The organism is Modestobacter sp. L9-4, assembly GCF_019112525.1.
Classification (GTDB): domain Bacteria; phylum Actinomycetota; class Actinomycetes; order Mycobacteriales; family Geodermatophilaceae; genus Modestobacter.
The window spans coordinates 3578427-3604137 of sequence record NZ_CP077800.1; the positions used below are offsets into that span (position 1 = coordinate 3578427).

Annotated in this window: 25 protein-coding genes and 2 tRNA genes; 17 read left to right on the forward strand and 10 right to left on the reverse strand. The window is 74.2% G+C overall.

What is annotated here, in order from left to right; genetic code table 11:
- Nucleotides 1-15: 15 nt before the first annotated feature.
- Complete coding sequence (locus KUM42_RS16925) at nt 16-783, reverse strand: MBL fold metallo-hydrolase (RefSeq protein WP_237493696.1); 768 nt, start codon at nt 781-783, stop codon at nt 16-18.
- A complete protein-coding gene (locus tag KUM42_RS16930; RefSeq protein WP_237493697.1) occupies nt 780-1457 on the reverse strand; it encodes a DUF429 domain-containing protein in 678 nt (225 codons plus the stop codon). The genes KUM42_RS16925 and KUM42_RS16930 overlap by 4 nt, the downstream gene beginning before the upstream one ends.
- A gap of 37 nt (nt 1458-1494) precedes the next feature.
- Between KUM42_RS16930 and KUM42_RS16935 the strand changes: the two genes are divergently transcribed.
- Nucleotides 1495-1980, forward strand: coding sequence for a ribose-5-phosphate isomerase (locus tag KUM42_RS16935; RefSeq protein WP_237493698.1), 486 nt, complete (start codon nt 1495-1497; stop codon nt 1978-1980).
- A 10-nt stretch (nt 1981-1990) separates the two neighbouring features.
- Nucleotides 1991-2581 carry a hypothetical protein gene (locus tag KUM42_RS16940; RefSeq protein ID WP_237493699.1) on the forward strand — a complete coding sequence of 197 codons (591 nt, stop codon included), beginning with the start codon at nt 1991-1993 and terminating at the stop codon, nt 2579-2581.
- 111 nt (nt 2582-2692) lie between these two features.
- On the opposite strand, the gene KUM42_RS16945 is transcribed toward KUM42_RS16940, so the two are convergent.
- From KUM42_RS16945 to KUM42_RS16960, 4 genes are all read right to left on the reverse strand, one after another.
- Complete coding sequence (locus KUM42_RS16945; RefSeq protein ID WP_237493700.1) at nt 2693-3928, reverse strand: GNAT family N-acetyltransferase; 1236 nt, start codon at nt 3926-3928, stop codon at nt 2693-2695.
- A gap of 56 nt (nt 3929-3984) precedes the next feature.
- Entirely contained in the window at nt 3985-6183 is a 2199-nt protein-coding gene (locus tag KUM42_RS16950; protein WP_237493701.1) for an MMPL family transporter, read from the reverse strand.
- Nucleotides 6184-6413: 230 nt separating this feature from the next.
- Nucleotides 6414-7058, reverse strand: a complete 645-nt coding sequence (locus KUM42_RS16955; RefSeq protein ID WP_237493702.1) for a response regulator transcription factor — start codon at nt 7056-7058, stop codon at nt 6414-6416.
- Between the two features lie 8 nt (nt 7059-7066).
- Nucleotides 7067-8347, reverse strand: coding sequence for a sensor histidine kinase (locus KUM42_RS16960; protein ID WP_237493703.1), 1281 nt, complete (start codon nt 8345-8347; stop codon nt 7067-7069).
- 258 nt (nt 8348-8605) lie between these two features.
- Here KUM42_RS16960 and KUM42_RS16965 point away from each other — a divergent pair, with 258 nt between their 5' ends.
- From KUM42_RS16965 to KUM42_RS16985, 5 genes are all read left to right on the forward strand, one after another.
- The gene (locus tag KUM42_RS16965) at nt 8606-10345 is read left to right on the forward strand and encodes a hypothetical protein (protein WP_237493704.1); all 1740 of its coding nucleotides are present in this window, start codon (nt 8606-8608) and stop codon (nt 10343-10345) included.
- 85 nt (nt 10346-10430) lie between these two features.
- Nucleotides 10431-11447, forward strand: coding sequence for a sigma-70 family RNA polymerase sigma factor (locus KUM42_RS16970; protein WP_237493705.1), 1017 nt, complete (start codon nt 10431-10433; stop codon nt 11445-11447).
- Between the two features lie 29 nt (nt 11448-11476).
- The gene (locus KUM42_RS16975; RefSeq protein WP_237493706.1) at nt 11477-11878 is read left to right on the forward strand and encodes a VOC family protein; all 402 of its coding nucleotides are present in this window, start codon (nt 11477-11479) and stop codon (nt 11876-11878) included.
- Nucleotides 11878-12435: a dihydrofolate reductase family protein gene (locus KUM42_RS16980; RefSeq protein WP_237493707.1), complete on the forward strand. Its 558-nt coding sequence runs from the start codon at nt 11878-11880 to the stop codon at nt 12433-12435. The genes KUM42_RS16975 and KUM42_RS16980 overlap by 1 nt, the downstream gene beginning before the upstream one ends.
- Nucleotides 12432-13427, forward strand: a complete 996-nt coding sequence (locus KUM42_RS16985) for a phosphotransferase family protein (RefSeq protein WP_237493708.1) — start codon at nt 12432-12434, stop codon at nt 13425-13427. The genes KUM42_RS16980 and KUM42_RS16985 overlap by 4 nt, the downstream gene beginning before the upstream one ends.
- A 4-nt stretch (nt 13428-13431) precedes the next feature.
- Here the strand turns inward: KUM42_RS16985 and KUM42_RS16990 are convergent.
- Nucleotides 13432-13505 (reverse strand) — tRNA-Gly (locus KUM42_RS16990).
- A gap of 68 nt (nt 13506-13573) precedes the next feature.
- Here KUM42_RS16990 and KUM42_RS16995 point away from each other — a divergent pair.
- The 6 genes from KUM42_RS16995 (at nt 13574) to KUM42_RS17020 (ending at nt 19525) form a co-directional block, all read left to right on the forward strand.
- Nucleotides 13574-13647: transfer RNA gene (locus KUM42_RS16995), tRNA-Pro, on the forward strand.
- 98 nt (nt 13648-13745) lie between these two features.
- Complete coding sequence (gene tig / locus KUM42_RS17000; protein WP_237493709.1) at nt 13746-15314, forward strand: trigger factor; 1569 nt, start codon at nt 13746-13748, stop codon at nt 15312-15314.
- A 298-nt stretch (nt 15315-15612) separates the two neighbouring features.
- Nucleotides 15613-16263: an ATP-dependent Clp protease proteolytic subunit gene (locus KUM42_RS17005; protein WP_370629318.1), complete on the forward strand. Its 651-nt coding sequence runs from the start codon at nt 15613-15615 to the stop codon at nt 16261-16263.
- A gap of 2 nt (nt 16264-16265) precedes the next feature.
- Nucleotides 16266-16904 (forward strand): ATP-dependent Clp protease proteolytic subunit, encoded by a 639-nt coding sequence (locus KUM42_RS17010; RefSeq protein WP_237493710.1) that lies wholly within the window; start codon nt 16266-16268, stop codon nt 16902-16904.
- Nucleotides 16905-17250: 346 nt separating this feature from the next.
- Nucleotides 17251-18525, forward strand: a complete 1275-nt coding sequence (gene clpX / locus KUM42_RS17015) for an ATP-dependent Clp protease ATP-binding subunit ClpX (protein WP_237493711.1) — start codon at nt 17251-17253, stop codon at nt 18523-18525.
- Between the two features lie 289 nt (nt 18526-18814).
- Entirely contained in the window at nt 18815-19525 is a 711-nt protein-coding gene (locus KUM42_RS17020) for a DUF4230 domain-containing protein (RefSeq protein WP_237493712.1), read from the forward strand.
- Nucleotides 19526-19658: 133 nt separating this feature from the next.
- On the opposite strand, the gene valS is transcribed toward KUM42_RS17020, so the two are convergent.
- Nucleotides 19659-22250 (reverse strand): valine--tRNA ligase, encoded by a 2592-nt coding sequence (gene valS / locus KUM42_RS17025; protein ID WP_237493713.1) that lies wholly within the window; start codon nt 22248-22250, stop codon nt 19659-19661.
- Nucleotides 22251-22269: 19 nt separating this feature from the next.
- On the opposite strand from valS, the gene KUM42_RS17030 reads away from it, so the two are divergent.
- The 3 genes from KUM42_RS17030 (at nt 22270) to KUM42_RS17040 (ending at nt 24443) form a co-directional block, all read left to right on the forward strand.
- Entirely contained in the window at nt 22270-23658 is a 1389-nt protein-coding gene (locus KUM42_RS17030) for a folylpolyglutamate synthase/dihydrofolate synthase family protein (RefSeq protein ID WP_237493714.1), read from the forward strand.
- Nucleotides 23655-24044: a DUF4233 domain-containing protein gene (locus KUM42_RS17035; protein ID WP_237493715.1), complete on the forward strand. Its 390-nt coding sequence runs from the start codon at nt 23655-23657 to the stop codon at nt 24042-24044. The genes KUM42_RS17030 and KUM42_RS17035 overlap by 4 nt, the downstream gene beginning before the upstream one ends.
- Nucleotides 24045-24245: 201 nt before the next feature.
- Nucleotides 24246-24443 (forward strand): hypothetical protein, encoded by a 198-nt coding sequence (locus KUM42_RS17040; RefSeq protein ID WP_237493716.1) that lies wholly within the window; start codon nt 24246-24248, stop codon nt 24441-24443.
- On the opposite strand, the gene KUM42_RS17045 is transcribed toward KUM42_RS17040, so the two are convergent.
- Together KUM42_RS17045 and KUM42_RS17050 are read right to left on the reverse strand one after the other, a co-directional pair.
- Nucleotides 24440-24994, reverse strand: a complete 555-nt coding sequence (locus tag KUM42_RS17045; RefSeq protein ID WP_237493717.1) for a Clp protease N-terminal domain-containing protein — start codon at nt 24992-24994, stop codon at nt 24440-24442. The genes KUM42_RS17040 and KUM42_RS17045 overlap by 4 nt on opposite strands.
- A gap of 1 nt (nt 24995) precedes the next feature.
- Complete coding sequence (locus KUM42_RS17050) at nt 24996-25217, reverse strand: helix-turn-helix domain-containing protein (protein WP_237493718.1); 222 nt, start codon at nt 25215-25217, stop codon at nt 24996-24998.
- A 72-nt stretch (nt 25218-25289) separates the two neighbouring features.
- Here KUM42_RS17050 and ndk point away from each other — a divergent pair, with 72 nt between their 5' ends.
- Nucleotides 25290-25709, forward strand: a complete 420-nt coding sequence (ndk, locus tag KUM42_RS17055) for a nucleoside-diphosphate kinase (protein ID WP_237493719.1) — start codon at nt 25290-25292, stop codon at nt 25707-25709.
- Nucleotides 25710-25711 lie beyond the last annotated feature (2 nt).

Sequence of the window (25711 nt, forward strand, 5' to 3'; positions counted from 1 at the left end):
GCACACGTCGCAGGCTCAGTGCGGGCCCCCGACCCGGGCCGACGCGACCGCGCGGGTCTGCTCGTCGAACGCCGGGGGCGCGCCGGGCTCGGTCAGCCACCGCGCCAGCCGGGCCAGCTCGTCACGCTGGGCGGCCACGAAGCCGGCGTCGACCACCGCGCCGTGCCCGGGCACCACCGGACCGGCCACCGCGGCCAGCAGCGCGGTGAGGGTGCCGGCCCACTCCAGCGGGAAGGCGTCCTCCATCGCCGGGGGAGCGCCCTCCTCGACCAGGTCGCCGGCGAACACGACGTCGTCGACCGCCACCACCAGGTCGCCGTCGGTGTGCCCGCGGCCCAGGTGGCGCAGGCGCACCGCCCGGCCGCCGACGTCGAGCACGGCCGCGCCGTCGACGAGGTGGTCAGGGCCGTCGATCGGCGCGGTGGCGACCAGCTCGGCCGCCGGGTCGCCGTCGGCGCGCAGGCCGGTGACGACCTCGGCCCGCTGCAGCTCGCCGGTGGCCGCCAGCGCCTCGGCGCACCGGCGGCTGGCCCAGACCGGTGCCGGGCGGAACGCGGCGTTGCCGAAGCAGTGGTCGTGGTGGGCGTGGGTGTTGACCACCGTCCACGGGTGCCCGGTCACCGTCCGCACCGCCTCGGCCAGCGCCTGCCCCTCACCCAGGTGCGACCGGGTGTCGACCACCAGGCAGGCGCCGTCGCCGACGACCAGGCCGCAGTTGAGGTCCAGCTCGCGGTGCCGCCGGACGAACACCCGGTCGCCGACCTCGCGCCAGCCGGCGGTCACCAGCAGATCCGCATCGGCCGGCCGCGGGAGTCGCGCGTGCCGTCGCCGACGCACTCGGCGGTGCCGTCGGCGATCCGCTGGGCCGACCAGGCGGCCGCGCAGGCGTCCAGCGCGTCGACCATCGGGACGCCGACCGGCGCCTCGGCCAGCGCGGCCTCGACGTCCATGCCGGTGCGGAGTGCGGCGAGTCGCTGGAGCGTGCCGCGGGCGGTGCCCTTGCGGTCGGGGACGCCGGTGAGGCCGATACGGAAGGCGAGCTCGGGGTGCACCTCGACGACCCGCTCGGTGGGCGGGTCGCCGAGGGCGTCGTCGAGCGCGCGGATGGAGCGGACCAGCTGGAAGGTCTGCGCGGACGGCGCGCGCGGGGGAGTGGTGGCCGCCCGGGACAGCCGCCGGGCCTCGGCGTAGTCGTCGGTGGCCAGGACGGCACGCACCGGCGCGGGGAAGACCGAGCTGGCCGCTCCGAACGACCTCAGCAGCTCCCGGGCGTCGACATCACACCGCCGGACGCCGTCCTCCGAGAGCCCGATCGGCATGTCGATGCCGATCACCTCGACGTCGGGGACGGCGAGCACGTCCGCCACGGTGCGCAGGTCGAGCAGCTGCACCGCGCGGCCCTCCAGGCGCGCGCCGACCCAGCCCAGCTGCCAGCCGTCCACCCCGAGCACCGCCACCGGGCCAGCCTGCCACCGGTGCTGGCAGGATCGGGGCATGCGCGTCTTCATCGGCACCGACCACGCCGGTCTGGAACTGAAGTCCCACCTGATGCAGGTGCTCGCCGACGAGGGCTACGAGCCCGTCGACTGCGGCGCCTTCGACTACGACCCCCAGGACGACTACCCGCCGTTCTGCTTCGCCGTGGGCGAGCGGGTCGTGATCGAGCCCGGCAGCCTGGGCGTCGTCATCGGCGGTTCGGGCAACGGGGAGCAGATCGCCGCCAACAAGGTGCCCGGCGTCCGCGCCGCCCTGATCTGGAACGGCAGCACCGCGATGCTGGCCCGGCAGCACAACGACGCGAACGTCGCGGCGGTGGGCAACCGGCAGCACAGCGTCGAGGAGGCCACCGAGCTGGTGAAGATCTTCCTGCACGAGCCGTTCAGCGGCGAGGCCCGGCACGTGCGCCGGATCGCCCTGCTCAGCGACTACGAGCGGGACCGCAAGGGCGTCTCCGGCGAGTCGCCGACCCCCGCACCCTGACGGCCCGGCGGTGACCGGCGACGACCTGCGGGCGGCGGGGGCCGCCGTGCAGGAGCTCTTCGCCCGCGTCCCCGACGGCACGGCGTCGGTGCCCACCCTGGGCACCGACGTCGTCGGCGTGGCCGCGCACATCACCTCGTGCCTGACCTGGTACGCCGCCGACCTCGTGGCCGGGGTGGACGAGGCGACGGCCTTCGACCTGGTGCGCCGGCCGGACGCCGAGCTGGCCGAGGTGCTCACCCAGCTGCGTGCCGCCACCGAGGTGCTCGCCCGCGTGGTGGACGCCGCCGGCCCGGACGAGCGCGGGTTCCACGACTGGGGTCTGGCCGACGCGTCCGGCTTCGCCGGGATGGGCTGCGCCGAGATGCTGCTGCACGCCGGCGACGTCGCCGAGGACCAGGGACTGGACTGGGCGCCACCGTCCGCGCTGGCCGACGCCGTCCGGGTCCGGCTGTTCCCCTGGGCCCCGGACGACACCGACCCGTGGGCGGCGCTGCTCTGGGCCACCGGCCGCGGCGAACTGCCCGGCCAGGACCCGGTCACCTCGTGGCGCTGGCACTGCGCCCCACTCGACGAGTGGGACGGCACCCGCCCCAGCTAGCCGAGTGGGACGGCACCCGCCCCAGTCAGTGGCGCCCCACGCCCACCGCAGTCGGCCCCCTTGCAGGGTCCCGCCGCGAGCTTGCGAGTGGCGGGGGGCAAGGGGGCCCTTCTAGAACTGGTCGGGGCACCAGGGCGTGACGGGCCAGCTGAAGGCGGTCGAGGCGGCGATGACCGCCCCCGGGCTGATCTCGGTGACCCGGCCGGCGGCCTGCAGCGAGGCCAGCGAGACCCCGCCGAGGAAGGCCGCCGACAGCGCCTCGATGTCGACGACCAGGTCGGGGTCGCGGTCGGTGCGGTCGCAGAAGGCACCCGACGGGTGGCCCCAGACGTGCCAGCGCCCGTCGTTCCAGTCACAGAACCGATCGCGCACCTCGATGACCAGGTCGATCCGCGCCGGGTAGCGGCGGGCCGACAGGGCCCGGCCCACGTCGACCAGCCGCACCCACAGCGCGTCGACCGGGCGGGCGTGCAGGGCGCGCGGCTGGGCGAGCAGGTGGCGCAGCGGGTCGTCGGCGGAGGCGTAGGGGGCGTCGACGGTGCGCACCAGGTCGATGCCCAGCAGGAACCGCCACAGCGCGGCGTAGGCGGCCGGGGTGGCAGCGCGCACCTCGCCGACGGTCAGCACGCCCTCGGGCTCGCCGGTGTCGGTCCAGTCGGCCTTCACCCGGTACGTCGCGTAGCCGGTGACGGTGCCGTCGGTCTCGGTGTGCAGCACGTGCTGCCGGGGGGTGCCGCCCTCGGCGGGGCGCTCGAACAGCACCCGGTCCCACCACCGCTCGTCGCGGGCCAGGTTGCCGGGGACGGAGCGCCGGACCTGCTCGTGCAGCGCGACGGCGGCCGGGCGGAACCGGTCGAGGTCCACCACGGCCACCGTGCCGGTGCCGCAGTCGACGTCCGGGCGCAGCCGCAGTCGCTCGGTGCGCCCGGTCCAGCCGCCGCGCCAGGTGGCCGGGGCGTACCCGAACCGGCCGTAGATCGAGGACTCCGCGGCCCACAGCGCCGCCACCGGCTCCCGGCCGTCCGACTGCACCTGGGCCAGCTGCCGCCGCATGATCGCCGTCAGCACGCCCTGCCGCCGGTGGTCGGGGGAGACGGTCACCCAGGTGACCCCTGCGGTGGGGACGACGGCGCCGGGGACGGACATCTCCAGGCTGTAGATGCCGGAGGTGGCCGCCACCCGGTCGCCGTCGAAGAGCGCCAGGCTCCGGTCCAGCTCGGCGAGCGGTGAGGGCTCGTCGAGGAACGGGCCGCTGGACTCGACGCCGAAGGTGGTGTTCATGGCCCGGATGAACCGGGGCCACTCCTCGGCCGTGATCGGGCGGAGCTGGTCGGCTGGTTCGGTCACGGGTGCTGTCTACCGGCCCGGTACGACGCTCCGCCAACCAGTTCCGCCCCGCCCGGTCAGTGGGAGGCCGCGGGCAGCCGGTGCAGCCGGCGCGGCAGCCACCAGGTGCGGTCGCCCAGCAGCGCCATCACCGCCGGCAGCAGCACCCCGCGCACCAGCGTGGCGTCGATCAGCACGGCGACCGCCAGGCCCACGCCCAGCTGCTTGAACTGCAGCAGCGACAGCGTCGCGAAGATGCTGAACACCGCGACCATCACCACTGCGGCGCTGGTGACCACCCCGGCCGACCGGCTGATCCCGGTGACGACGGCCTGGCGCATCGGCTGACCGCTCACGGCCGCCTCCCGCACCCGGGAGACGACGAACACGTGGTAGTCCATCGACAGCCCGAACAGGACGACGAAGAGGAACAGCGGCAGCCAGGACACGATCGCGCCGGTCGAGGTGAACCCGAGCAGGTCCTCGGCCCAGGTGCCCTGGAAGACCAGCACGAGCACCCCGTAGGCCGCGCCCACCGACAGCAGGGTGAGGACGGCGGCGATGAGCGCGACCGCCAGCGAGCGGAAGGCGACGGTGAGCACGACGACGGTGATGGCCAGCACGAAGCCCATCACCAGCGGCAGCCGGTCGGCCATGGTGCCGCCGAAGTCGGCGGTGAACGCGGTCGCCCCGGTCACGCCGGTGGTGACGCCGGGCAGGGCCCCGACGGTGGCCGGCACCAGGTCCTCGCGCAGGGCCGTCATCGCCGCGACGGCGTCCGCGCTGCCCGGGTCCCCGGCGCTGGCGACCGCCAGCCGGGCCACGGTGCCGTCGGGGCTGAACTCGACGGTGCCGGCCGCCGCGGGGTCGGGCAGCTGCGCGGTCAGCGCGGCCGCGGCGGCCTGCACGGCGGCGGTGTCCAGTGGGCCGCCGTCGGTGCGCCACACGGCGACCTGGTCGGTGCTGCCCTGCTGCGGGTAGGCCGCGGCGATCGCGTCGTAGGCGCGCACCACCTCGCTGTCCCGCGACAGCGACTCCGTGCCCGGAAGCGCCGTCGTCATCCCCAGCGCGGGGGCCGCCACGGCCAGCAGGACGCCGGTGCCCACGGCCAGCGCGACCCCCGGGCGGGCGACCACCCGGCGGGCGATCGCGCCCCACACCCGGCTGTCGTCGGAGCGGCCCACGAGCCGGCCCAGCAGCGGCACCCGCGGCCGCTCGATGCCCCGGCCCAGCAGTGCCAGCGTGGCCGGCAGCACGGTCAGCGAGCCGAGCACCGACACCACGACGACGAGGATCGTGCCCGTGCCGAAGGAGGTGAAGACCGGGCTGCCGGCCAGGTACATGCCGGCCATGGCGACGGTGACGGCGATGCCAGAGGTGAGCACGGCCCGCCCGGACGTCGCCGCGGCCCGCTCCACCGCCTCCGACGTGCTCGCCCCGTGCCGACGCTCCTCGCGCACCCGGCGGACGTAGAACAGCGCGTAGTCGACCCCGACGGCCATGCCGATCAGCAGCACGACGCTGGAGGCGCTGGCGTCGACGGGGCTCAGCTGGGAGACCAGCCCGAGCAGGCCCAGGGCGCCGCCCACCGCGGTGAGCCCGAGCAGCACCGGCACGCCGGCGGCCAGCAGCGCCCCGAAGGCCACCAACAGGATCAGCAGCGTCACCGGCAGGCTGAGCAGCTCAGCGCGCTGGAAGTCCTCGTCGAGCTGCGTGCCGACCACGGCGTCCAGCGAGCTGTCGCCGGCCTCGGTGACCAGCAGGTCGGGGTGCGCGTCCTGCACCCCGGCGACCGCGGCGAGGACCGGGCGCACGGCGTCCTCGGCGGCGACGTCGGCCTTGGTGCCGGTGCGCCCGCCGACGTCCAGGGTGACCGGGACGAGCAGCGCCGTCCCGTCGGCCGACGGCAGCGCGTCACCGACGGCGGCGACGCCGTCCAGCCCCCGGACGGCGGTGGCGACGTCGGCGGCGGCCGACGCCCCGCCCGTGCCGAGCGCCGACCCGTCCCGCGTCTGCACCAGCACCTGCTCCACCGGCGGGTCGGGGAAGCCCGCGTCGGCGACGACGACGTCGGTGCGCCCGGACTCCCCGCTGCCGCTCTGCGCATCGGTCAGGGTCCTCGTCCCCGCCGCACCGCCGGCCACCACGGCCAGCGCGACCGCGAGCACCCACAGGGCGATCACCGTCCAGCGGTGCCGGGCGCTCCACCGGGCGATGCGGACGACGACGCCGTCCGGTCGTGGGCGGTGGACGGGCGTGGAGGGCAGAGCTGTCATCACGGGCACGCTCACGGCGGCGCCTTCCGGCTCGGGCGCCGCGGGTGCGGCGTCTCTGCCTCGAGCCTGTGGGAGCGCTGTGCCCGGGTCAGTGCCGCTGGCTGGCCGCTGCGGGTCGGGCCGGCCCGACCCTCCCGGCGGCGGTCAGCCCGACGAGCGGACGGCGCCGGACGCCGACGGGCCGCACCCGGCGAGGAGGACCCCGCCGGGTGCGGCCCGTCGTCGACCGGTCAGCTGCGGAGGTAGGCCAGGGTCGCCAGCACGCGGCGGTGCTGGTCCTCGTCCTGGGCCAGACCGAGCTTGGCGAAGATGTGCTGGGTGTGCTTCTCCACCGCACCGGGCGTGACCACCAGCTCCCGGGCGATCGCGGTGTTCGAGTGGCCCTCGGCGATCAGCCCGAGCACCTCCCGCTCGCGGGGGGACAGCGACCGCACCGGGTCGTCGCGCCGCCGCCGGGCGAACAGTTGGGAGACCACCTGCGGGTCCAGCACGGTGCCGCCGGCCACGACGTCGTCCAGGGCGGAGAGGAACTGCTCGACCTGGGCGACCCGGTCCTTCAGGAGGTAGCCGACCCCGCCGGCACCGTCGGCGAGCAGCTCGTCGGCGTAGGCGACCTCGACGTACTGCGACAGCACCAGCACCGCCGTCGAGGGCACCAGCCGGCGCGCCTCGACCGCGGCCCGCAGCCCCTCGTCGGTGTGGGTGGGCGGCATCCGGACGTCGACGACGGCGACGTCGGGGCGGTGCTCGACGACCGCACGCACCAGGTGCGGGCCGTCACCGACCGCGGCCACGACCTCGGTGCCGGCCTCGCCGAGCAGGCGGACCAGCCCCTCGCGCAGCAGGACCGAGTCCTCGGCGAGCACGACGCGCATGGGCCGGTTCAGCGGCACGGGACCTCTCCGATCAGTCGGGTGGGACCGCCCCGGGGGCTGTCCACGGTGAGCACGCCGTCCACGGCACGCAGCCGGTCGCTCAGCCCGGCCAGGCCGTGCCCGGGGGCGAGGACCGCGCCGCCGGCGCCGTCGTCCTCGACCTCCACGCGCAGCCGGTCGTCCTCGAGGTCGACCGAGACGCGGGCCAGGGTGGCCGCGCTGTGCTTGGCGACGTTGGCCAGTGCCTCGCTGACCAGGAAGTAGGCGGTGTTCTCCACGACCGGGGGGAGGCGCTGCCCCAGCGGCAGCGACACGGCCAGGTCGACGGCGACGGGGGAGCGGGCGGCGATCGCGGTGAGCGCCGCGGTGAGCCCGCGGTCGGCGAGCACCGGCGGGGCGATCCCGCGGGACAGCGCCCGCAGCTCCTCCAGCGTCTCCCGGGTCTGCTCGGCCGCCTCGGTCAGCGTGGCGCGGGCGCCCTCGGGGTCGGTGTCGATCATCCGGCGGGCCCGGTGCAGGTCCATGCTCAGCCGCACCAGCCGCTGCTGCGGGCCGTCGTGGATGTCGCGCTCCAGCTGCCGCAGCGCGACCGCCTCGGCGGCCACGGCGGCGTCCCGGCCCTGGGACAGCCGGCCGATCTCGGCCTGGGTGCCGGCCCGGGAGGTGAGCAGCGCGCGCCCCAGCTGGGCCTCCAGCAGCGCCATCGCCCGGGTCACCGGCGGCAGGGTGAGCAGCAGGACCAGCCCGAGGACGGCGTTGAAGACGATGCGGACCGTCAGTCCCTCGCCCAGACCCAGCAGCTCGGGCAGCTCCTGGGAGTCGGGCCCCTCCGGCAGTGCCCATCCCCAGCCGGCGTAGCCGAGACCACCGAGCGCGCCCGCGCACCAGGTCACGACGACGGCGAACGAGACCACCGAGACGACCAGGTGCAGCACGGCGTGCAGGGCGTCGAGCCAGTACTGCGGCTCGCGCAGCGGGGCGACCATCCGCTGGGGCAGCCCCTGCGCCGGGTCGACCGGCCGGTAGACCGGGCGGGGGAGCGTCCGCCCCAGCACGGCGGGCAGCCGGCGCCGCTCCAGCGTCGCCAGGCCACGGGCGCAGAAGAGGGTGCCGACCAGCACCGGCAGGCCGATCCAGATGATCAGCAGACCGGCGCCGAGCGCCAGCCCGACGACCACCACGAGGAAGGCGACCAGCGCCAGCGGGAAGCCGAGCAGCACGTAGCCGGTGTCGACGCCGACCTGGCGCCACCGGCGCCGCAGCCCGGTGCGTGCGGTCGGGGAGGTCACGGGCACCAGCCTCGTCCGGTCGCCCTGCGCAGCCCCAGCCCGCTGGCTGGTCACTGCCGGGTCGGGCTGTCCCGACTGCTGCACCGTCATCTCGCCTGCGGATGCTCCCGGCGGGCGGGCACGGTGTCCAGCACCGATCGGGTGACGGGCCCCGCACCGGACCGCGGGGTCCCGCCTAGGGTGACGGGGCCGTCCATGAGGTCGCGCCCTCCGACCCGCGTGCCGCGCGGGCGGTACGACCCACCGGGGAAGTTGATGATGCGCTCCACCACCGCCGTCCTGCCCGCCGCGCTGGCCCTGGCGCTCCTCGCCGGGTGCACCGGTGGCGGCGAGCCCGCCGCGGGGGACGCCGCCGCCTCCAGCTCCGGCACGACCGCGGAGCCCGCCGCCGTGGTCACCGCGGCGCCGGCAGCCAGCCGCACCCTCGTCCCCGACGCCGACCCCGCGGCCGCCGCGGTGTCGGCCAGCCGCGCGGTGTTCCGCAGCTCCCCGGTCGCCGTCGTGGCCGGCCCGGACGACGACGCCGGCCAGCTCCTCGGCGCGGTGGCCGCGGTCGGGCTGGGCGTGCCGCTGCTCCTCGGCGGGTCCGACGCCGTGGGCGCGGAGCTGGACCGCCTCGGCGTCACCTCGGTGCTGGCCGTGGGCGAGGACGCCGCGCTCCCGGCGGGCGAGGACGCGCAGGTGGTCGCCGTCCCCGCCGACGCCGGTGCGGTGGCGCAGGCCACGGGCCTGGAGCTCGGGGCGGGCCAGTCGGTCCAGCCGGCCGACCGGGCGGCTGCCGTGGCTGCGCTGGGTCCGGACTCCCTGCCCGCGCTCGCGGCCGGCGCCGACCCGTCGTCCGCCGACCCGTCCGCTGCCCCGTCGTCCGCCGGCTCGTCGTCCTCCGATGCTCCGTCGTCCTCCGCTGCTCCGTCGTCCGCCGCTCCGGCGGCCGACCCGGGCCGGCTGCCCGGGGTCCGCCGGGCCGCGCCGCTGGCCGACGTCGTCGTCCTGGCCAGCGGTTCCGCGGACTCGCTCGCCGGCATCGCCACCGCCCGCGCCGCCGGCGCGGACGTGCTCCTCACCGGTGGGACCGCCGACCCGCGGGGCTCGGCCGAGGTCGTCGACCGGCTCGCCGGGAAACCGTCGTTGGTCGTGCTGGGCGCCGACCTCGCCGCCGCCCCGGGCATCGACTGGAAGCTGGACACCGCGGCCAGCGGCACCCAGCTGCCCGGCGGCGGTCAGCTGCTGTTCCCGGAGCACATGCTGGTCGCGCTGTACGGCATCCCGGGCAGCGGTTCGCTCGGCCTGCTGGGCGAGCAGGACCTGCCGGCGGCGATCCAGCGGGCGAAGGACACCGCCGACGAGTACCGGCCGCTGGTCGACACGACCGTCGTCCCGACCTTCGAGATCATCGCCACCGTCGCCTCCGGCGAGGCCGGCCGCGACGGCAACTACTCCGGTGAGCAGGACGTCGAGGCGCTGCGCCCCTGGGTCGAGGGTGCCGGCGCGGCCGGGCTGTACGTGGTGCTGGACCTGCAGTCCGGGCGCTCGGACTTCCTGTCCCAGGCCAAGGACTACCAGTCGCTGCTCGAGCTGCCCTACGTCGGCCTGGCGCTGGACCCGGAGTGGCGGCTGGACCCCGGCGAGCTGCCGCTGACCCAGGTCGGCCAGGTGGGCGTCGACGAGGTCAACCAGGTCGTCACCTGGCTCGCCGACCTGACCCGGGAGAAGGCGCTGCCGCAGAAGCTGTTGGTCCTGCACCAGTTCCAGGTGCGGATGATCATCGACCGCGAGCGGCTCGACCTGTCCCGCGACGAGCTGGCCGTGCTGGTGCACGCCGACGGGCAGGGCGGGCAGCCGGCCAAGCAGGGCACCTGGCAGGTGCTGCACAAGGACGCGCCGGAGGAGCTGTCCTGGGGGTGGAAGAACTTCATCGACGAGGACCTGCCGATGCTCACCCCCCAGCAGACCATCGAGCAGGTGCTGCCGACCCCGGAGCTCGTCACGTACCAGTAGCGGTCGCGCGGCCGTACGCCTTGGTTCCGTCGGTGCCCTCGGGCACCATCGGCCACCACGTCGACGACGACCGCGGGAGCCAGCCATGACCGGTGTGATCAGCGAACTGCCCGGGGTGGGCACGGCCGCGGAGCTGGAGCCGCGGCTGGCCGAGCACCGGCGGGAGCTGACCGGCTACTGCTACCGGATGCTCGGGTCGATCTTCGACGCGGAGGACGCCGTCCAGGAGACGATGCTGCGAGCCTGGCGGTCCCTCGACCGGCTCGAGGGCAGCGGTGCGCTGCGCTCCTGGCTCTACCGCATCGCCACCAACGTCTGCCTGGACGCGCTGGCCGGGCGCAAGCGGCGCGCGCTGCCGGTCGACATGTCCGCCGAGCCGTCCGCGCCGGTGCCGGCGTCGCTGGCCGGGGTGCTCGCCGACGGGGCGTGGGTGGAGCCCGCGCTCGACCGGCAGGTGCTGCCCTCCGGTGGCGGTGACCCGGCCGAGATCGCGGTGCAGCGGGACTCGGTGCGGCTGGCGTTCATCGCCGCGCTGCAGCACCTGCCGCCCCGCCAGCGGGCGGTGCTGATCCTGCGCGACGTGCTGCGCTGGCGGGCCGACGAGGTCGCGGCACTGCTGGGCACCTCGGTCGCGGCGGCCAACAGCGCGCTGCAGCGGGCCCGGGCCACCCTCGCGGCGCAGCAGGCCGGGCCGGCCGCCCCGCCGCGCGAGCTGGCCGAGGACCAGGCCGAGCTGCTGGCCCGCTACCTCGACGCGTTCGCCCGCTACGACATCGACGCCCTCGTGGCGCTGCTGCACGAGGACGCGGTGATGGACATGCCGCCCTTCGCCATGTGGCTGCGCAGCGCCGCCGACATCGCCACCTGGTTCGTCGGCCCGGGCGCGGGCTGCCGCGGCTCGCACGTCGTCCCGCTCCAGGTCAACGGCGACCCGGCCTTCGCGCAGTGGCGCCCCAGCGGCCCCGGCGGGCAGTTCGAGCCGTGGGCGGTGCACGCGCTGCAGTTCTCCGGCGGGCGGGTCACCCGGATGACGGCCTTCCTCGGCCCGCGGCTGTTCGAGGCCTTCGGCCTGCCGCTGCACCCGACGCCGGCGGACCGATGAGTCCTGCCGGTCCCGGTGGTCCCCACCCCATGACGACCACCACGGGCCCGCTCACCGACAGCCCGGCCTTCAGCGGCTTCTCCGTCGACGACCTGGACGCGGCACGTTCGTTCTACGAGGAGGTGCTGGGGCTGCGCACCAGCGTCGAGCCGGAGATGCGGGGTGTGGCCCACCTGCACCTGGCGGGTGGCCGCGACGTGCTCGTCTACGCGAAGGGGGCGGCGCACGCGCCCGCCTCGTACACGGTGCTCAACTTCCCCGTGCCCGACGTCGACGCGGCCGTGGCCGAGCTGACCGGGCGCGGCGTCCGGTTCCTGCAGTACGACCAGCCGCCCACCGACCCGACGGGCGTGATGCGCGCGGGCGGCCCGCTGATCGCCTGGTTCACCGACCCGGCAGGCAACGTCCTCTCCGTCATCGAGGCCCGCTGATGGGCCGGCTGCAGTACGCGGTGATCAGCTCCCTCGACGGGTACACCGTCGACGCCGACGGCCGGTTCGACTGGGCGGCGCCGGACGAGGAGCTGCACGCGTACGTCAACGACCTCGAGCGGCCGGTGGGCACCCACCTGTACGGCCGCCGCATGTACGAGACGCTCGCCGTCTGGCAGGACGTCGCCGGTCCGGGGCACGACCCGGTCGAGCTCGACTACGCCGAGGTCTGGCGGGCCGCGGACAAGGTCGTCTACTCGACGACGCTGGCGGCCGTCCGCACGCCGCGCACGCGGCTGGAGCGCGCGTTCGACCCCGCGGTGGTCGCCGCGCTCGTGGCCGGCTCCGAGCGGGACGTGGCCGTCGGCGGACCGGGGCTGGCCGCGTCCGCGCTGCGCGCCGGGCTGGTCGACGACCTCCACCAGTTCCTGCACCCGGTCGTGGTCGGCGGGGGCACCCGGGCACTGCCCGAGGGCGTGCGGCTGGACCTCGAGCTGGTCGGTGAGCGCCGCTTCGCCGGCGGCGTCGTGCACCTGCACCACCGCGTCCGCCGGTGAGGCACCCGCTCACGCCGGCAGAGCTCGGGGCCGTCCTCGCCCACGCGCTGGGCGGTGCCGCGGTCGGCGCGGTGACCCGGGAGCTCACCGAGGGCACCTTCAACGCCGCCCACGCCGTCGACCTCCTCGACGGGCGTCAGCTGGTGGTCAAGGTCGCGCCACCGCCGGGCACGCCGCTGCTGACCCACGAGCGGCACCTGCTGCGCACCGAGGCGATGTGCCTGCGCATGGTCGCCGAGCGCACCGACGTCCCCGTGCCCGAGCTGGTGTCCGCCGGCACGGACCCCCTCGGCCGGGAGCACCTGGTCACCTCGCTGCTCCCGGGCGCCTCCTGGTCGTCGCAGGCGGCGCGGCTCGACGACGCCACCCGCCGGGTGCTGCGCCGACAGGTCGGGCGGCACGTCGCGGAGCTGCACACGGTCACCGGGGAGGGCTCCTTCGGCTACCCGGGCCGGCCGGAGCTCTGTGCCCCGACGTGGCGGGGTGCCTTCGGGCGGATCGTCGACGCCGTCCTCGACGACGCCACCCGGTACGGCGTCGTCCTGCCCCTGCCGGCCGAGGAGGTCCGGGCGCGGGTGCACGCGGCGGCCGACGTCGCCCTGCGCGCGGTCACCACACCGGTGCTGGTGCACGCCGACCTGTGGGACGGCAACGTCTTCGTCGACCTGGACCGGCCCGACCCGCAGGTGAGCGGGTTCATCGACCACGAGCGGGCGCTCTGGGGCGACCCCGCCGCGGACCTGGTGTCCCTGGCCCTGCTGGCCGACGTCGCCGACGACGCCGACCTGCTGGCCGGCTACGCGGAGGCGGGTGGGCCGGTCGTGCTGGACGAGGCCACCCGGTACCGCTTGCACCTGTACCGCGCGCACCTGGCGCTGGTCATGGTCGTGGAGGCGGTGCCGCGGGGGACCGCCGGGCCGGAGCACGCCGGCTGGAACGACCGCGTGGCCCGGTGGCTGGCCGGTGAGCTGGCGGCGCTGGAGCGCACGTGAGCGGTGGAGCGGGTGACCGGGATCGAACCGGCATGGCCAGCTTGGAAGGCTGGGGCTCTACCATTGAGCTACACCCGCGGGGCACCCCTGGAGGTGCCTGCACAGCCTACCGGTCGCCCTCGGTGCCTAGACTCAGCGGCGGGCCACGGGGTGTAGCGCAGCTTGGTAGCGCACCCGCTTTGGGAGCGGGGGGCCGTGGGTTCGAATCCCGCCACCCCGACTCGCGTGAAGCGTCGTCGCCGACGTCTCTAGACTCGGTGGCGACCTGACGCCGCCGGCGTCAGGTCCCCGTCTGTCCCCCAAGAGGAGCGCTGCCCTGTGAAGAGCACCATCGAGAACCTGGGCCCGACCCGGGTCCGGCTCGCGATCGAGGTGCCGTGGAGCGACCTGGACCACGCTTTCGGTGAGGTCTACAAGGAGCTCGGCCGCCAGGTGCGCGTCCCCGGCTTCCGCCCCGGCAAGGTCCCGACCCGCGTGCTCGACCAGCGGATCGGGCGTCCCGTCGTCCTGGAGCAGGTCGTCCAGCACGCCGTCCCGGAGGTCTACTCCGAGGCCGTCCGCGAGAAGCAGGTCCGCGTCATCAGCCAGCCCGAGGTGTCGGTCACGCGCCTCGAGGACGGCGAGGTCCTGGAGTTCACCGCCGAGGTCGACGTCGCCCCCACGGTCGAGCTGCCCCCGCTGGACGCCCTGGCGGTGACCGTCGACGACGTCGCGGTCAGCGACGAGGAGATCGACCAGCAGGTCGACGTCATGCGCGAGCGCTTCGCCACCCTCACCGGTGTCGAGCGGGCTGCCGAGGACGGCGACTACGTCTCCATCGACCTGGAGGCCACGCTGAACGGCGAGGTCCTCGAGGACGGCAGCACCACCGGCATGTCCTACGAGGTCGGCTCCGGCAACCTGATGAACGGCCTGGACGAGGCCGTCCGCGGTCTGTCCACCGACGAGAGCGCCACGTTCTCCACCGCCCTGCTGGCCGGCGACCAGGCCGGTGAGGTCGCCGACGTGACCGTCACCGTCCGCTCGGTCAAGGCCAAGGAGCTGCCCGAGCTCGACGACGAGTTCGCCTCGATCGCCAGCGAGTTCGACACCCTCGAGGAGCTGCGGGCCGACGTCCGCACCCGGCTGTCCCGCACCAAGGTGCTGCAGCAGGGGGCCCAGGCCCGCGACAAGCTGGTCGAGCACCTGCTCGAGGTCACCGAGGTCCCGGTGCCGGAGAACATGGTCGAGCAGGAGCTCACCTGGCGCAGCCAGGCCATGGAGCGCGAGCTCCAGCAGGCCGGCATGGACTGGGACGCCTACTTCTCCATGGCCGGGATCGAGAGCCGCGAGGCCTACGACGCCGACCTGCGCGAGAACGTCGAGAAGGCGGTCAAGACCCAGTTCATCCTCGACTCGGTCGCCGACGCCCGCGAGGTCACCGTCGACAACGAGGACCTCTCGGCCCAGATCATGGCCGCCGCGCAGCGCAACCGGGTCAGCCCGGAGCAGTACGCGCAGCAGCTGCAGCAGGGCAACAACATCGCCGACTTCGTCGCCGACGTGCGCCGCACCAAGGCGCTGGCCCAGATGCTGGAGCAGACCACGATCACCGACGAGTCGGGCAACGTCGTCGACCTGGAGGCCCTGCGCCCGCAGACCGTCTCCGCCGACGACCACGCCGGTCACGACCACTCCGGTCACGACCACGACCACGCGGGTCACGACCACGACCACGACCACGCCGGTCACGACCACGGCGAGGACGACGCGGAGGACGTCGCAACCGAGGACGCGGTCACCGACGCGCCGAAGCCCGACGTCGCCAGCGACGCCCCGGCCGCGGCGGTCGTGACCGACTCCGAGGCCGCCGTCGACGACGCCGAGGGCAGCACCGACAAGGCCTGACCTCCCACCACGACAGCGCCGCCCGCACCCCGCCCGGGGTCCGGGCGGCGCTGTCGTTCCCGGGAGTCCCGGGTCGCTGCCCGGCCCCGCTGCGCCCAGGGCGAACACCGGCCCGCACCGGGAGGAACCCGTCGGGGGTGCGCGTTAGGGTCGTCGTGACATCGAGGCGGTCAACGAGGCCGCACGGACGACGACCGCCCAGCGCGGCCGTCCGCGGCCTCGGCGCCCGCCTCTCGACCACCGGCAACCCGTTCCACGAGACCGACTGCACCGCAGTCCTACGGAGGTCACCGCACCCGTGAGCAACCCAGCCCTGATCACCCCCGGCACGCCGATGCTGCGTGGCGGTGGGTCGATGATGAACCTCAACGACTCGGTCTACGAGCGCCTGCTGCGCGAGCGGATCATCTTCCTGGGCAGCCAGGTCGACGACGTGATCGCCAACCAGCTCGCCGCGCAGATGCTGCTGCTGTCCGCCGAGGACCCGACGCGCGACATCCACCTCTACATCAACTCGCCCGGTGGCTCGGTGACCGCCGGCATGGCGATCTTCGACACGATGCAGTTCATCGACTGCGACGTGGCCACCTACGCGATGGGCCTGGCCGCCTCGATGGGCCAGTTCCTGCTCACCGCGGGCACCAAGGGCAAGCGCTACTCGCTGCCGCACACGCGGATCCTCATGCACCAGCCCTCGGCCGGCGTCGGCGGCACCGCCTCCGACATCGCCATCCAGGCGGAGCTCTTCCGCAGCACCAAGCGGCAGCTCAACGAGCTGCAGTCTCAGTTCACCGGGCAGACGGTCGAGCAGATCGAGAAGGACTCCGACCGCGACCGCTGGTTCACCGCGCAGGAGGCCCTCGAGTACGGCTTCGTCGACCACGTGGTGACGCGTGCGGAGACCATGACCTCGACCGACAACCCGGTCACCGACGGACCGGAGAAGTGACCATGAGCGACTTCCAGATGCCGGAGAGCCGGTACATCCTCCCCTCCTTCGTCGAGCGCACCAGCTACGGCATGAAGGAGTCCAACCCCTACAACAAGCTCTTCGAGGAGCGCATCATCTTCCTCGGGGTGCAGGTGGACGACGCCTCGGCCAACGACGTGATGGCCCAGCTCATCACGCTGGAGTCCAACGACCCCGACCGCGACATCACCATGTACATCAACTCACCCGGTGGCTCGTTCACCGCGCTGACGGCGATCTACGACACGATGATGTTCGTCCGCCCCGACATCCAGACCGTGTGCATGGGCCAGGCCGCCTCGGCTGCCGCCGTCCTGCTCGCGGCCGGCACCAAGGGCAAGCGCCTGGCGCTGCCGCACTCCCGGGTCCTCATCCACCAGCCCTCCGGCGAGGCCGGCGGTCAGGTGACCGACCTGGAGATCCACGCGAACGAGATCGAGCGCGTGCGCGTGCAGATGGAGCAGATCCTGGCCCGGCACACCGGCCAGACCCAGGAGCAGGTCCGCAAGGACATCGACCGCGACAAGATCCTCACGGCCGAGCAGGCCATGGAGTACGGGATCGTCGACCAGGTCATCCCGAGCCGCAAGCTCAACGCACTGCCCCCCATCCCGGCCTGATCGAGGACCCCCTCGCCCCCCACCCCTCGCACCTCGGGGCGGGACCCTGCGAGGGGCTGCAGCACAGGGCCGGGAGTGCGCTCGTCGCACTCCCGGCCCGCACCTCCCTCCGCAACTCGACCGGGTCACGGGAGGGGTGCGAGGCGGGTGTTACGGGCCGGACGAACCGGGTGAGTTCCTGCCCGGGAAGGTCGTGCCCGCCGGGTAGGTTCGACGGACACCCGGCTCCCCGGTCAGCACCGCAGGGACGACGGACGCCGGCTCGCTGAGGCGTCGACGGGCACGACACGCAGGTACCCAACGGGACGGCGGCCTCGCCGTCCCACTCGAGGTGGAGGTCAGCCAGGTGGCACGTATCGGTGAGAGCGGCGACCTGCTCAAGTGCTCCTTCTGCGGGAAGAGCCAGAAGCAGGTCAAGAAGCTCATCGCTGGCCCCGGGGTCTACATCTGCGACGAGTGCATCGACCTCTGCAACGAGATCATCGAGGAAGAGCTGTCGGAGTCCTCGGACCTCAAGTTCGACGAGCTGCCGAAGCCCAAGGAGATCCACGACTTCCTCGAGCAGTACGTGATCGGCCAGGAACAGGCCAAGCGCACGCTCTCGGTGGCCGTCTACAACCACTACAAGCGCATCCAGGCCGGCACCGACCGCGGTTCGCGCGACGAGGGCGTGGAGCTCGCCAAGTCCAACATCCTGCTGATGGGCCCGACCGGCTGCGGCAAGACGCACCTGGCCCAGACCCTCGCCCGGATGCTGAACGTCCCCTTCGCGATCGCCGACGCCACCGCGCTCACCGAGGCCGGCTACGTCGGCGAGGACGTCGAGAACATCCTCCTCAAGCTGATCCAGGCCGCCGACTACGACGTCAAGCGCGCCGAGACCGGGATCATCTACATCGACGAGGTCGACAAGATCGCCCGCAAGAGCGAGAACCCGTCGATCACCCGTGACGTCTCGGGTGAGGGCGTGCAGCAGGCGCTGCTGAAGATCCTCGAGGGCACCACCGCCTCGGTGCCGCCGCAGGGTGGCCGCAAGCACCCGCACCAGGAGTTCATCCAGATCGACACCACCAACGTGCTGTTCATCGTGGGTGGCGCCTTCGCCGGGCTGGACCAGGTCATCGAGGCCCGCACCGGCAAGCAGGGCATCGGCTTCGGCGGCGAGGTGCGCGGCAAGGCCGAGATCGCCGAGGCCAACGCCTTCACCCAGGTCATGCCCGAGGACCTGCTGAAGTTCGGCATGATCCCGGAGTTCATCGGCCGCCTGCCGGTGATCACCAGCGTGCAGAAGCTCGACCGCGAGGCGCTGATCAACATCCTCACCGAGCCGAAGAACGCCCTGGTGCGCCAGTACCGCCGGCTGTTCGAGCTCGACGGGGTGGAGCTGGAGTTCACCGACGACGCCCTCGAGGCCATCGCCGACCAGGCGATCCTGCGCGGCACCGGCGCCCGCGGGCTGCGGGCGATCATGGAGGAGGTCCTCCAGTCGGTCATGTACGACATCCCCAGCCGTGAGGACGTCGCCACCGTCGTCATCACGCAGGACGTCGTGCTCGAGCACGTGAACCCGACGATCGTGCCGCGCAAGCCCGCTCGCGCCCCGCGCGAGAAGTCCGCCTGATCCGTCGCTCTCCCGAACGGCCCGCCCCCCTGCTGGGGGGCGGGCCGTTCTGCGTCCCCGCGACCGCGCTCATCGCGGGACGGGGCCTGCACCTCCGTGAGCTGGGGGCGACACGGTCGCGGGCCGGGGTGGACGCGAGTCGCCCGGGTCCCCGCCCGGTCCTGGGCCGGGCGAGGTCCCGCGGGACGGTGGTCGGCGCGGCGAGCGCGACACGCCGGGGTGGGGAAGAGGGGCGGGGCTGTGCGTGCTCTGTGCGGGTACGCCCACCGAGCCAGGGAGACACCCCGCGATGCCGACGCTGCTGCAGCACCCGGACACCTCCGCCGCCCAGGTGGTCGCCCGCCGCCCACGCCGGCTCCGCCGCCGGCTGGTCGCCGCCGGGATCGGTGTGGCGGTCGTCGTCCCGCTGGCCGGGGTCGCCTACGACCGGATCAGCGACTGGGTGACCCCGTTCGACCAGCAGGTGGTCGACCGCAGCACCCCGCCGTTGCTGCTGGCGCTGGACGACCTGCAGGAGTACCACGCAGCGACCGGCAGCTTCCAGGTCGTCATCGACCAGGAGCGCGACACCCGCTACGTGCCCTCGGCGATCAGCGGCGAGCGCACCAGCCTGCTCGCCACCGGCAGCGTCGACGCCTACGTCGACTTCACCGGCCTGGACACCGGGCTGGTGCAGCTGTCCGCCGACGGAACCTCGGCCAGCCTGACCCTGCCGGCCCCGCGCCTGGACACCCCGCAGGTGGACGTGGCCAACAGCCGGGTCCTCGACCGCGACCGCGGCCTGCTCGACCGGGTCGGCGACGCGATCGCCGACGAGCCGGTCGACGACAGCGCGCTCTACGCCGCGGCGGGGGAGCGGATGGCAGCTGCCGCCGCCGAGAGCGACCTGCGCGCCCGGGCCGAGGAGAACACCCGCGACATGCTGACCGGGCTGGGCAGGTCCTTCGGCGTCCCGGACGTCACCGTGACCTTCGCGCCCGCGGCGGACGCCCAGAGCTGAGCCGTGCGGGGCCGGTCGACCGTGCCCGCGGCGGACGCCCGGAGCTGAGCCGTGCGGGGCCGGCCGACCGTGCCCGCGGCGAACGCCCGGAGCTGAGCTGTGCGGGGCCGGCCGTCCCGGCCCCGCACCCGCCTCACGCCTCGGTGGGGACCTCGGCGAGGACGACGTCGACCCGCAGCGGGCCCTCGCCGGCCACGATCGTGAGCTCGGCGATCCGGCCGGCCGCCACGAGGTCGGGGCGCACCGCCTCCACCAGCGGCACCTGCGCGGCCGGCGCGGTCACCGTGGCCGAGGCGACGTCGGCGCGCATCGACTGCTTGGCCTCCGACTTCGCCTTGCGCACCGCGGCCAGGGTCTCCGCGGCCACCACCGGCACCGCGGTGTCACCGCCGGCCGGCAGCTCCGTCGCGGTGGGCCACAGCGCCCGGTGCACCGACCCGCTCTGCCACCACGACCAGACCTCCTCGGTCACGAACGGCAGCACCGGCGCGAACAGCCGCAGCTGCACCGACAGCGCCAGCGCCAGCGTCGCCTGCGCGGAGACCGCGGTGGCGTCGGTCTGGTACGCCCGGGTCTTCACCAGCTCCACGTAGTCGTCGCAGAACGACCAGAAGAACGTCTCGGCCACCTCGAGGGCCCGGGTGTAGTTGTAGGCGTCCATCGCCGCGGTGGCCTCGTCGACCACCTGCGCGAGCGAGGCGAGCAGGCCCAGGTCGATCGGCTCGGTGACGTCGGCGGCGGTCAGCGACGGGGAGGCGCCCAGGCCGAGGACGAACTTGCCGACGTTGAGGATCTTCATGGCCAGCCGGCGGCCGACCTTCATCTGTGCCTCGTCGAAGGGTGAGTCGGCACCCGGGCGGGCACCGGCCGCACGCCAGCGCACCGCGTCGGTGCCGTAGCGCTCCAGCACGTCGATCGGCGTGGTGGCGTTGCCCTTGGACTTGCTCATCTTCTTGCGGTCGGGGTCGACGACGAAGCCGGAGATGGTGGCGTGCGTGAACGGCACCGAGTCGTGCTCGTAGTGCGCCCGGACGACGGTGGAGAACAGCCAGGTGCGGATGATGTCGTGCGCCTGCGGCCGCTGGTCCATCGGGAAGACGTGCGCGAACAGCTCCGGGTCGGTGTCCCAGCCCGAGGCCACCTGCGGCGACAGCGAGGACGTCGCCCAGGTGTCCATGACGTCGGGGTCGGCCATGAACCCGCCGGGCACGCCGCGCTGGTCCTCGGTGAACCCCTCGGGGACGTCGGAGGACGGGTCGACCGGCAGTGCGGCCTCCGGCGCCAGCAGCGGCTCGTCGTAGAGCGGGAGGCCCTCGGCGTCCAGCCGGTACCAGATCGGGAACGGGACGCCGAAGAACCGTTGACGGCTGACCAGCCAGTCACCGTTGAGGCCGTCGACCCAGTTCTCGTAGCGGTGCCGCATGTGCTCGGGGACCCACTGGATCTCCCGGCCGCGCTGGATCAGCGCGGCGCGCAGGTCGGCGTCCCGGCCGCCGTTGCGGATGTACCACTGGCGGGTGGTGACGATCTCCAGCGGGCGCTCGCCCTTCTCGAAGAACTTCACCGCGTGGGTGATCGGCTTCGGGTCACCGGCCAGGTCACCGCTCTCGCGCAGCAGCTCCACGATCCGCTGCTGGGCGCTGAACGACGTCTTGCCGGCCAGCTCCGCATAGACGTCGGCGGGCACGCCCTCGGGGGCGTCGGCGACGAACCGGCCGTCCCAGCCGATGACGGCGCGGGTGGGCAGCTGCAGCTCCCGCCACCAGGTGACGTCGTTGAGGTCGCCGAAGGTGCAGATCATCGCGATGCCCGAGCCCTTGTCCGGCTCCGCGAGGCGGTGGGCGAGCACCGGGACCTCGACCTCGAACAGCGGCGTCCGGACGGTCTTCCCGAACAGCGGCTGGTAGCGGGCGTCGTCCGGGTGCGCGACCAGGGCCACGCAGGCCGGCAGCAGCTCGGGCCGGGTGGTCTCGATGAAGACCGGGTCGCCGCCGGGGCCGGCGAAGCCGACGCGGTGGTAGGCGCCGGGGCGCTCCCGGTCCTCCAGCTCGGCCTGGGCGACGGCGGTGCGGAAGGTGACGTCCCAGAGGGTCGGCGCCTCCTGGGCGTACGCCTCGCCGCGGGTCAGGTTGTGCAGGAACATCCGCTGCGCGGTGGCCCGGGAGGTCTCCGAGATCGTGCGGTAGACGTTCGACCAGTCGACCGACAGGCCCACGCGCTTCCACAGCTCGGCGAAGGACTCCTCGTCGACCGCGGTCAGCTGCTCGCAGAGCTCGACGAAGTTGCGCCGGGAGATCGGCAGCTGGTCCTTGCCCGGCTTCTCCGGCGGGGTGAAGTCGGCGTCGTAGGGCAGCGAGGGGTCGCAGCGCACGCCGTAGTAGTTCTGCACCCGGCGCTCGGTCGGCAGGCCGTTGTCGTCCCAGCCCATCGGGTAGAACACGTGCTTGCCGCGCATCCGCTGGTAGCGGGCGACGATGTCGGTGTGGGTGTAGCTGAACACGTGCCCGACGTGCAGCGACCCGCTCGCCGTGGGGGGCGGGGTGTCGATCGCGTAGGTCTGCGACCGGGGTGCGGCCAGCGCGGCGGCCCGGTCGAAGGCGTAGGTGTCCTGCTCCGACCAGCGGGCGGTCCAGGTGGCCTCGAGCCCGTCGACGGAGGGCTTGTCGGGTACGCCGGCGGTCGCTCCCGGGGCCGTGCTGTCCAGGGGGGAGGTGTCGGCTGCCATGACTGGCATCCTAGGAGCGGTGAGCACCTCCCTTCCCCGTGACCTCGCCCGGGTCGAGCAGGCGCTCCTCGCCCGCTGGCCGGAGAGCCGTCTCGAGCCGTCGCTGACCCGCATCACCGCGCTGCTGGACCTGCTGGGCTCCCCGCACCGCGCCTTCCCCGTCGTCCAGGTCACCGGCACCAACGGCAAGACCACGACGGCGCGGATGATCGACGAGCTGCTGCGCGGGTTCGGCCTGCGCGTGGGCCGGTTCACCAGCCCGCACCTGGAGCAGGTGCGGGAGCGGATCGTGCTCGACGGCGAGCCGATCAGCGCCGAGCGCTTCGTCGAGGTCTTCGACGACATCGCCCCCTACGTGCAGATGGTCGACGCCGGCAGCGACGTCCCGATGTCCTTCTTCGAGGTCACCGTCGCCATGGCCTACGCCGCCTTCGCCGAGACCCCGGTCGACGTCGCGGTGGTCGAGGTGGGCATGGGCGGCACCTGGGACGCGACCAACGTCGCCGACGCCCGGGTCGCCGTCGTCACCCCGGTGTCGATGGACCACGCCGAGTACCTGGGCCCCGACGTGGCCAGCATCGCCACCGAGAAGGCCGGGATCATCAAGCCCGCGCCGCCCGTGGAGGAGGGGCTGCCCGCCGTCGACGTCGTCGCCGTGCTCGCCCACCAGCCGGCCGGTGCGCTGGAGGCGCTGGTGCGCCGGGCGATCGAGGTCGACGCGACCGTGGCCCGCGAGGGCACCGAGTTCGGCGTGCTGGAGCGGCGGGTCGCCGTCGGCGGGCAGCAGGTGCGCCTGCAGGGCCTGGGCGGGGAGTACGACGAGGTCTTCCTGCCGCTGTTCGGCGCACACCAGGCGCAGAACGCCGCCGTCGCGCTGGCCGCCGTCGAGGCGTTCCTCGGTGCGGGTCAGGCCACCGGGCCGGTCGCGCAGGACGTCGTCCGCGAGTCCTTCGCCGCCGTCCGGTCGCCCGGGCGGCTGGAGCGGCTGCGCACCTCGCCGGCCGTGCTGGTCGACGCCGCGCACAACCCGGCCGGCATGGCCGCGACCGTGGCCGCCGTCCGGGAGTCCTTCGACTTCACCCGGCTGGTCGGGGTCGTCGGGTGCGTCCAGGGCAAGGACGTGACCGGCATGCTCACCGAGCTCGAGGGCCTGTGCGCCGAGCTCGTGGTCACCCAGAACAGCTCGCCGCGGGCCATCCCGGCCGACGAGCTGGGCGCGCTGGCCGTCGACGTCTTCGGCGCCGACCGGGTGAGCGTCCACCCGCAGCTGTCCGACGCCCTGGAGGCCGCGATCGAGCTGGCCGAGGCCGGCCCGGACGACGCCCTGGGCGGCTCCGGTGTGCTGGTCACCGGCAGCGTCGTCACCGCGGGGGAGGCCCGCACGCTGCTGGGCGGGGGGCGGAGGTGACCGCGCCGGACCCGGTCCGCGCGGGGAGGGCGCTCGGCGGGGCGGCCGCGGCGATCCTGCTGCTGGAGGGGATCGCCGTCCTGTTCGTCCCGCGGGGCATCGCGCAGAGCGGCGACGGGCTGACCGGCTTCCGGCTCACCGTGCTGATCGTGCTGGCGGTGCTGTTCGTCCTGGCCAGCGGCATGCAGCGGAAGCCGCGCGGGCTGCTGATCGGGACCGTGCTGCAGGTGCCGCTGCTGCTGACCGGCTTCTTCGGTGCCGCCATGTGGCTGGTCGGCGGCCTGTTCGTGCTCATCTGGGCCTACCTGCTGCAGACCCGCAAGGAGCTCCTGGGCTCACCGCTCGGGCCGCCGCCCGCGGCGCCGCCGTCACCGCCGGTGGGCTGACCGCGACAGGGGTCCCCCGTTCGGGGGGAGTCGGGGGAGCTCCGCTGCGGTTGCCGCCGGGCGCGGTCGAAGCTGGGGGAGAGCCCACGGACGAGCTCGCGAGTGGAGGCAGGGATGAGGCACCACAGCGGTTGTTGCGCCAGCGCCACCGGGCAGGACGGGACGAAGAAGCGCCCGGGCCCGGGTGAGCCGGCGATCGGCATGGCCGGACCGGTCAGCCAGACCATCGTGGAGTTCGCGGCCCGTACCCGGCACCAGGTGCACGGCGACCTGGTCGAGCGGCACGCCCGCGAGCTGCACTCCCGGTCCAGCTACGACTGCTGGAACGGCCTGTCCGACCGCGACCAGGAGCTGTGGCGGCACATGGCCCGCCTGGACCTGACCACCGGTCGCCCCTAGTCGGCGGCGGGGGGCTGGTGGAGCAGGGCACTCAGACGCGCAGCCGCGTCGCCCAGCCCGTCCCGCAGCTCCTCGCCGTGGCCGCTCAGCCGGTCGAGCAGGCGGACGACGGTCGGGTCGGCCACCGCCAGGACGCCGAGCAGCACGTGCCCGCTGTCCAGCCGGCGTTCCCCCTGCCGCACCGCGGCCCGCAGCGACTCCTGCAGCACCCGCTTGCTGGCACTCGTGAAGGGCAGGTGGCCGCTGACCTCCTGCCGGCCGCGGTCGAGCGCGCCGGGCCCGAAGACGGCCTCGGCGGTGGCCCGCACCTGGTCCAGGTCCACGCCCACGGCGGCGAGCACGTCGGCGTCCAGGGCGCCCGGCTCCAGGGCCGTGCGCAGGCCCGCGTGGTCGACACCTGCCGCGGCCAGCGCCGTGCCGCCGCGTCCGGTGTCCCGGGTGAGCGCGAGCAGCAGGTGCACCGGCTCGATCTCCTCCGCGTGCAGCGTGCGGGCCTCCTCCTGCGCGCGGACGACGGCCTGCCGTGCCTCGTCGGTGAAGCGTTCGAACACGTCAGCGGTCCCTTCGTGAGGTGGCGTGCTTCTTGTGGACGGCCTGCTTGCTGACCCCGAGGGCGTCGGCGATCTGCTGCCAGGACCAGCCGCGGGCCCGGGCGCTGCCGACCTGGAGGACCTCCAGGCGGTCGGCGAGGTCGCGGAGCGCGCGGACGGCCCGCAGCCCGGTGTCCGGGTCGTCGGCCGCCGCGGCGGTGGTGACGTCGGTCGGAGTGGCCATGTCGTCAACATAGGTTGACGCCACACCTCTGTCAACCCAGGTTGACGAGCGGCGTCCCGTACTCTCCCCGGCGTGTCTGCACCCACTGCTGAGCGTTCGCTGGTCCTGGTCAAGCCCGACGGCGTGGCCCGCGGCCTGGTCGGCCAGGTCGTCGCCCGCCTCGAGGCCAAGGGCCTGCGCCTGGTCGCCGCCGAGCTGCGCACCCTGACCGTCGAGGTCGCCGAGGAGCACTACGGCGAGCACCGCGAGCGCCCGTTCTTCGGCTCGCTCGTCGAGTTCATCACCAGCGCCCCGCTGCTCGCCCTGGTCGTCGAGGGCCCCCGCGCCATCGAGGCGTTCCGCGCGCTCGCCGGCGCCACCGACCCGGTCAAGGCCGCCCCCGGCACCATCCGCGGCGACTTCGCCCTCGAGGTGCAGTCCAACATCGTGCACGGCTCGGACTCGCCCGAGTCCGCCGCCCGCGAGATCGCGCTCTTCTTCCCCCAGCTCTGACG

Excerpts from the sequence above, each read along its gene's own strand:
- KUM42_RS16950 (WP_237493701.1), bottom strand. The coding sequence starts at position 6,183 with ATGACAGCTCTGCCCTCCACGCCCGTCCACCGCCCACGACCGGACGGC.
- KUM42_RS16980 (WP_237493707.1), top strand. The coding sequence starts at position 11,878 with ATGGGCCGGCTGCAGTACGCGGTGATCAGCTCCCTCGACGGGTACACC.
- KUM42_RS16970 (WP_237493705.1), top strand. The coding sequence starts at position 10,431 with ATGACCGGTGTGATCAGCGAACTGCCCGGGGTGGGCACGGCCGCGGAG.
- KUM42_RS17010 (WP_237493710.1), top strand. The coding sequence starts at position 16,266 with ATGAGCGACTTCCAGATGCCGGAGAGCCGGTACATCCTCCCCTCCTTC.
- valS (WP_237493713.1), bottom strand. The coding sequence starts at position 22,250 with ATGGCAGCCGACACCTCCCCCCTGGACAGCACGGCCCCGGGAGCGACC.
- KUM42_RS16965 (WP_237493704.1), top strand. The coding sequence starts at position 8,606 with ATGCGCTCCACCACCGCCGTCCTGCCCGCCGCGCTGGCCCTGGCGCTC.
- KUM42_RS17050 (WP_237493718.1), bottom strand. The coding sequence starts at position 25,217 with ATGGCCACTCCGACCGACGTCACCACCGCCGCGGCGGCCGACGACCCG.
- KUM42_RS17020 (WP_237493712.1), top strand. The coding sequence starts at position 18,815 with ATGCCGACGCTGCTGCAGCACCCGGACACCTCCGCCGCCCAGGTGGTC.
- KUM42_RS17040 (WP_237493716.1), top strand. The coding sequence starts at position 24,246 with ATGGCCGGACCGGTCAGCCAGACCATCGTGGAGTTCGCGGCCCGTACC.
- KUM42_RS16975 (WP_237493706.1), top strand. The coding sequence starts at position 11,477 with ATGACGACCACCACGGGCCCGCTCACCGACAGCCCGGCCTTCAGCGGC.
- KUM42_RS16955 (WP_237493702.1), bottom strand. The coding sequence starts at position 7,058 with ATGCGCGTCGTGCTCGCCGAGGACTCGGTCCTGCTGCGCGAGGGGCTG.
- KUM42_RS16935 (WP_237493698.1), top strand. The coding sequence starts at position 1,495 with ATGCGCGTCTTCATCGGCACCGACCACGCCGGTCTGGAACTGAAGTCC.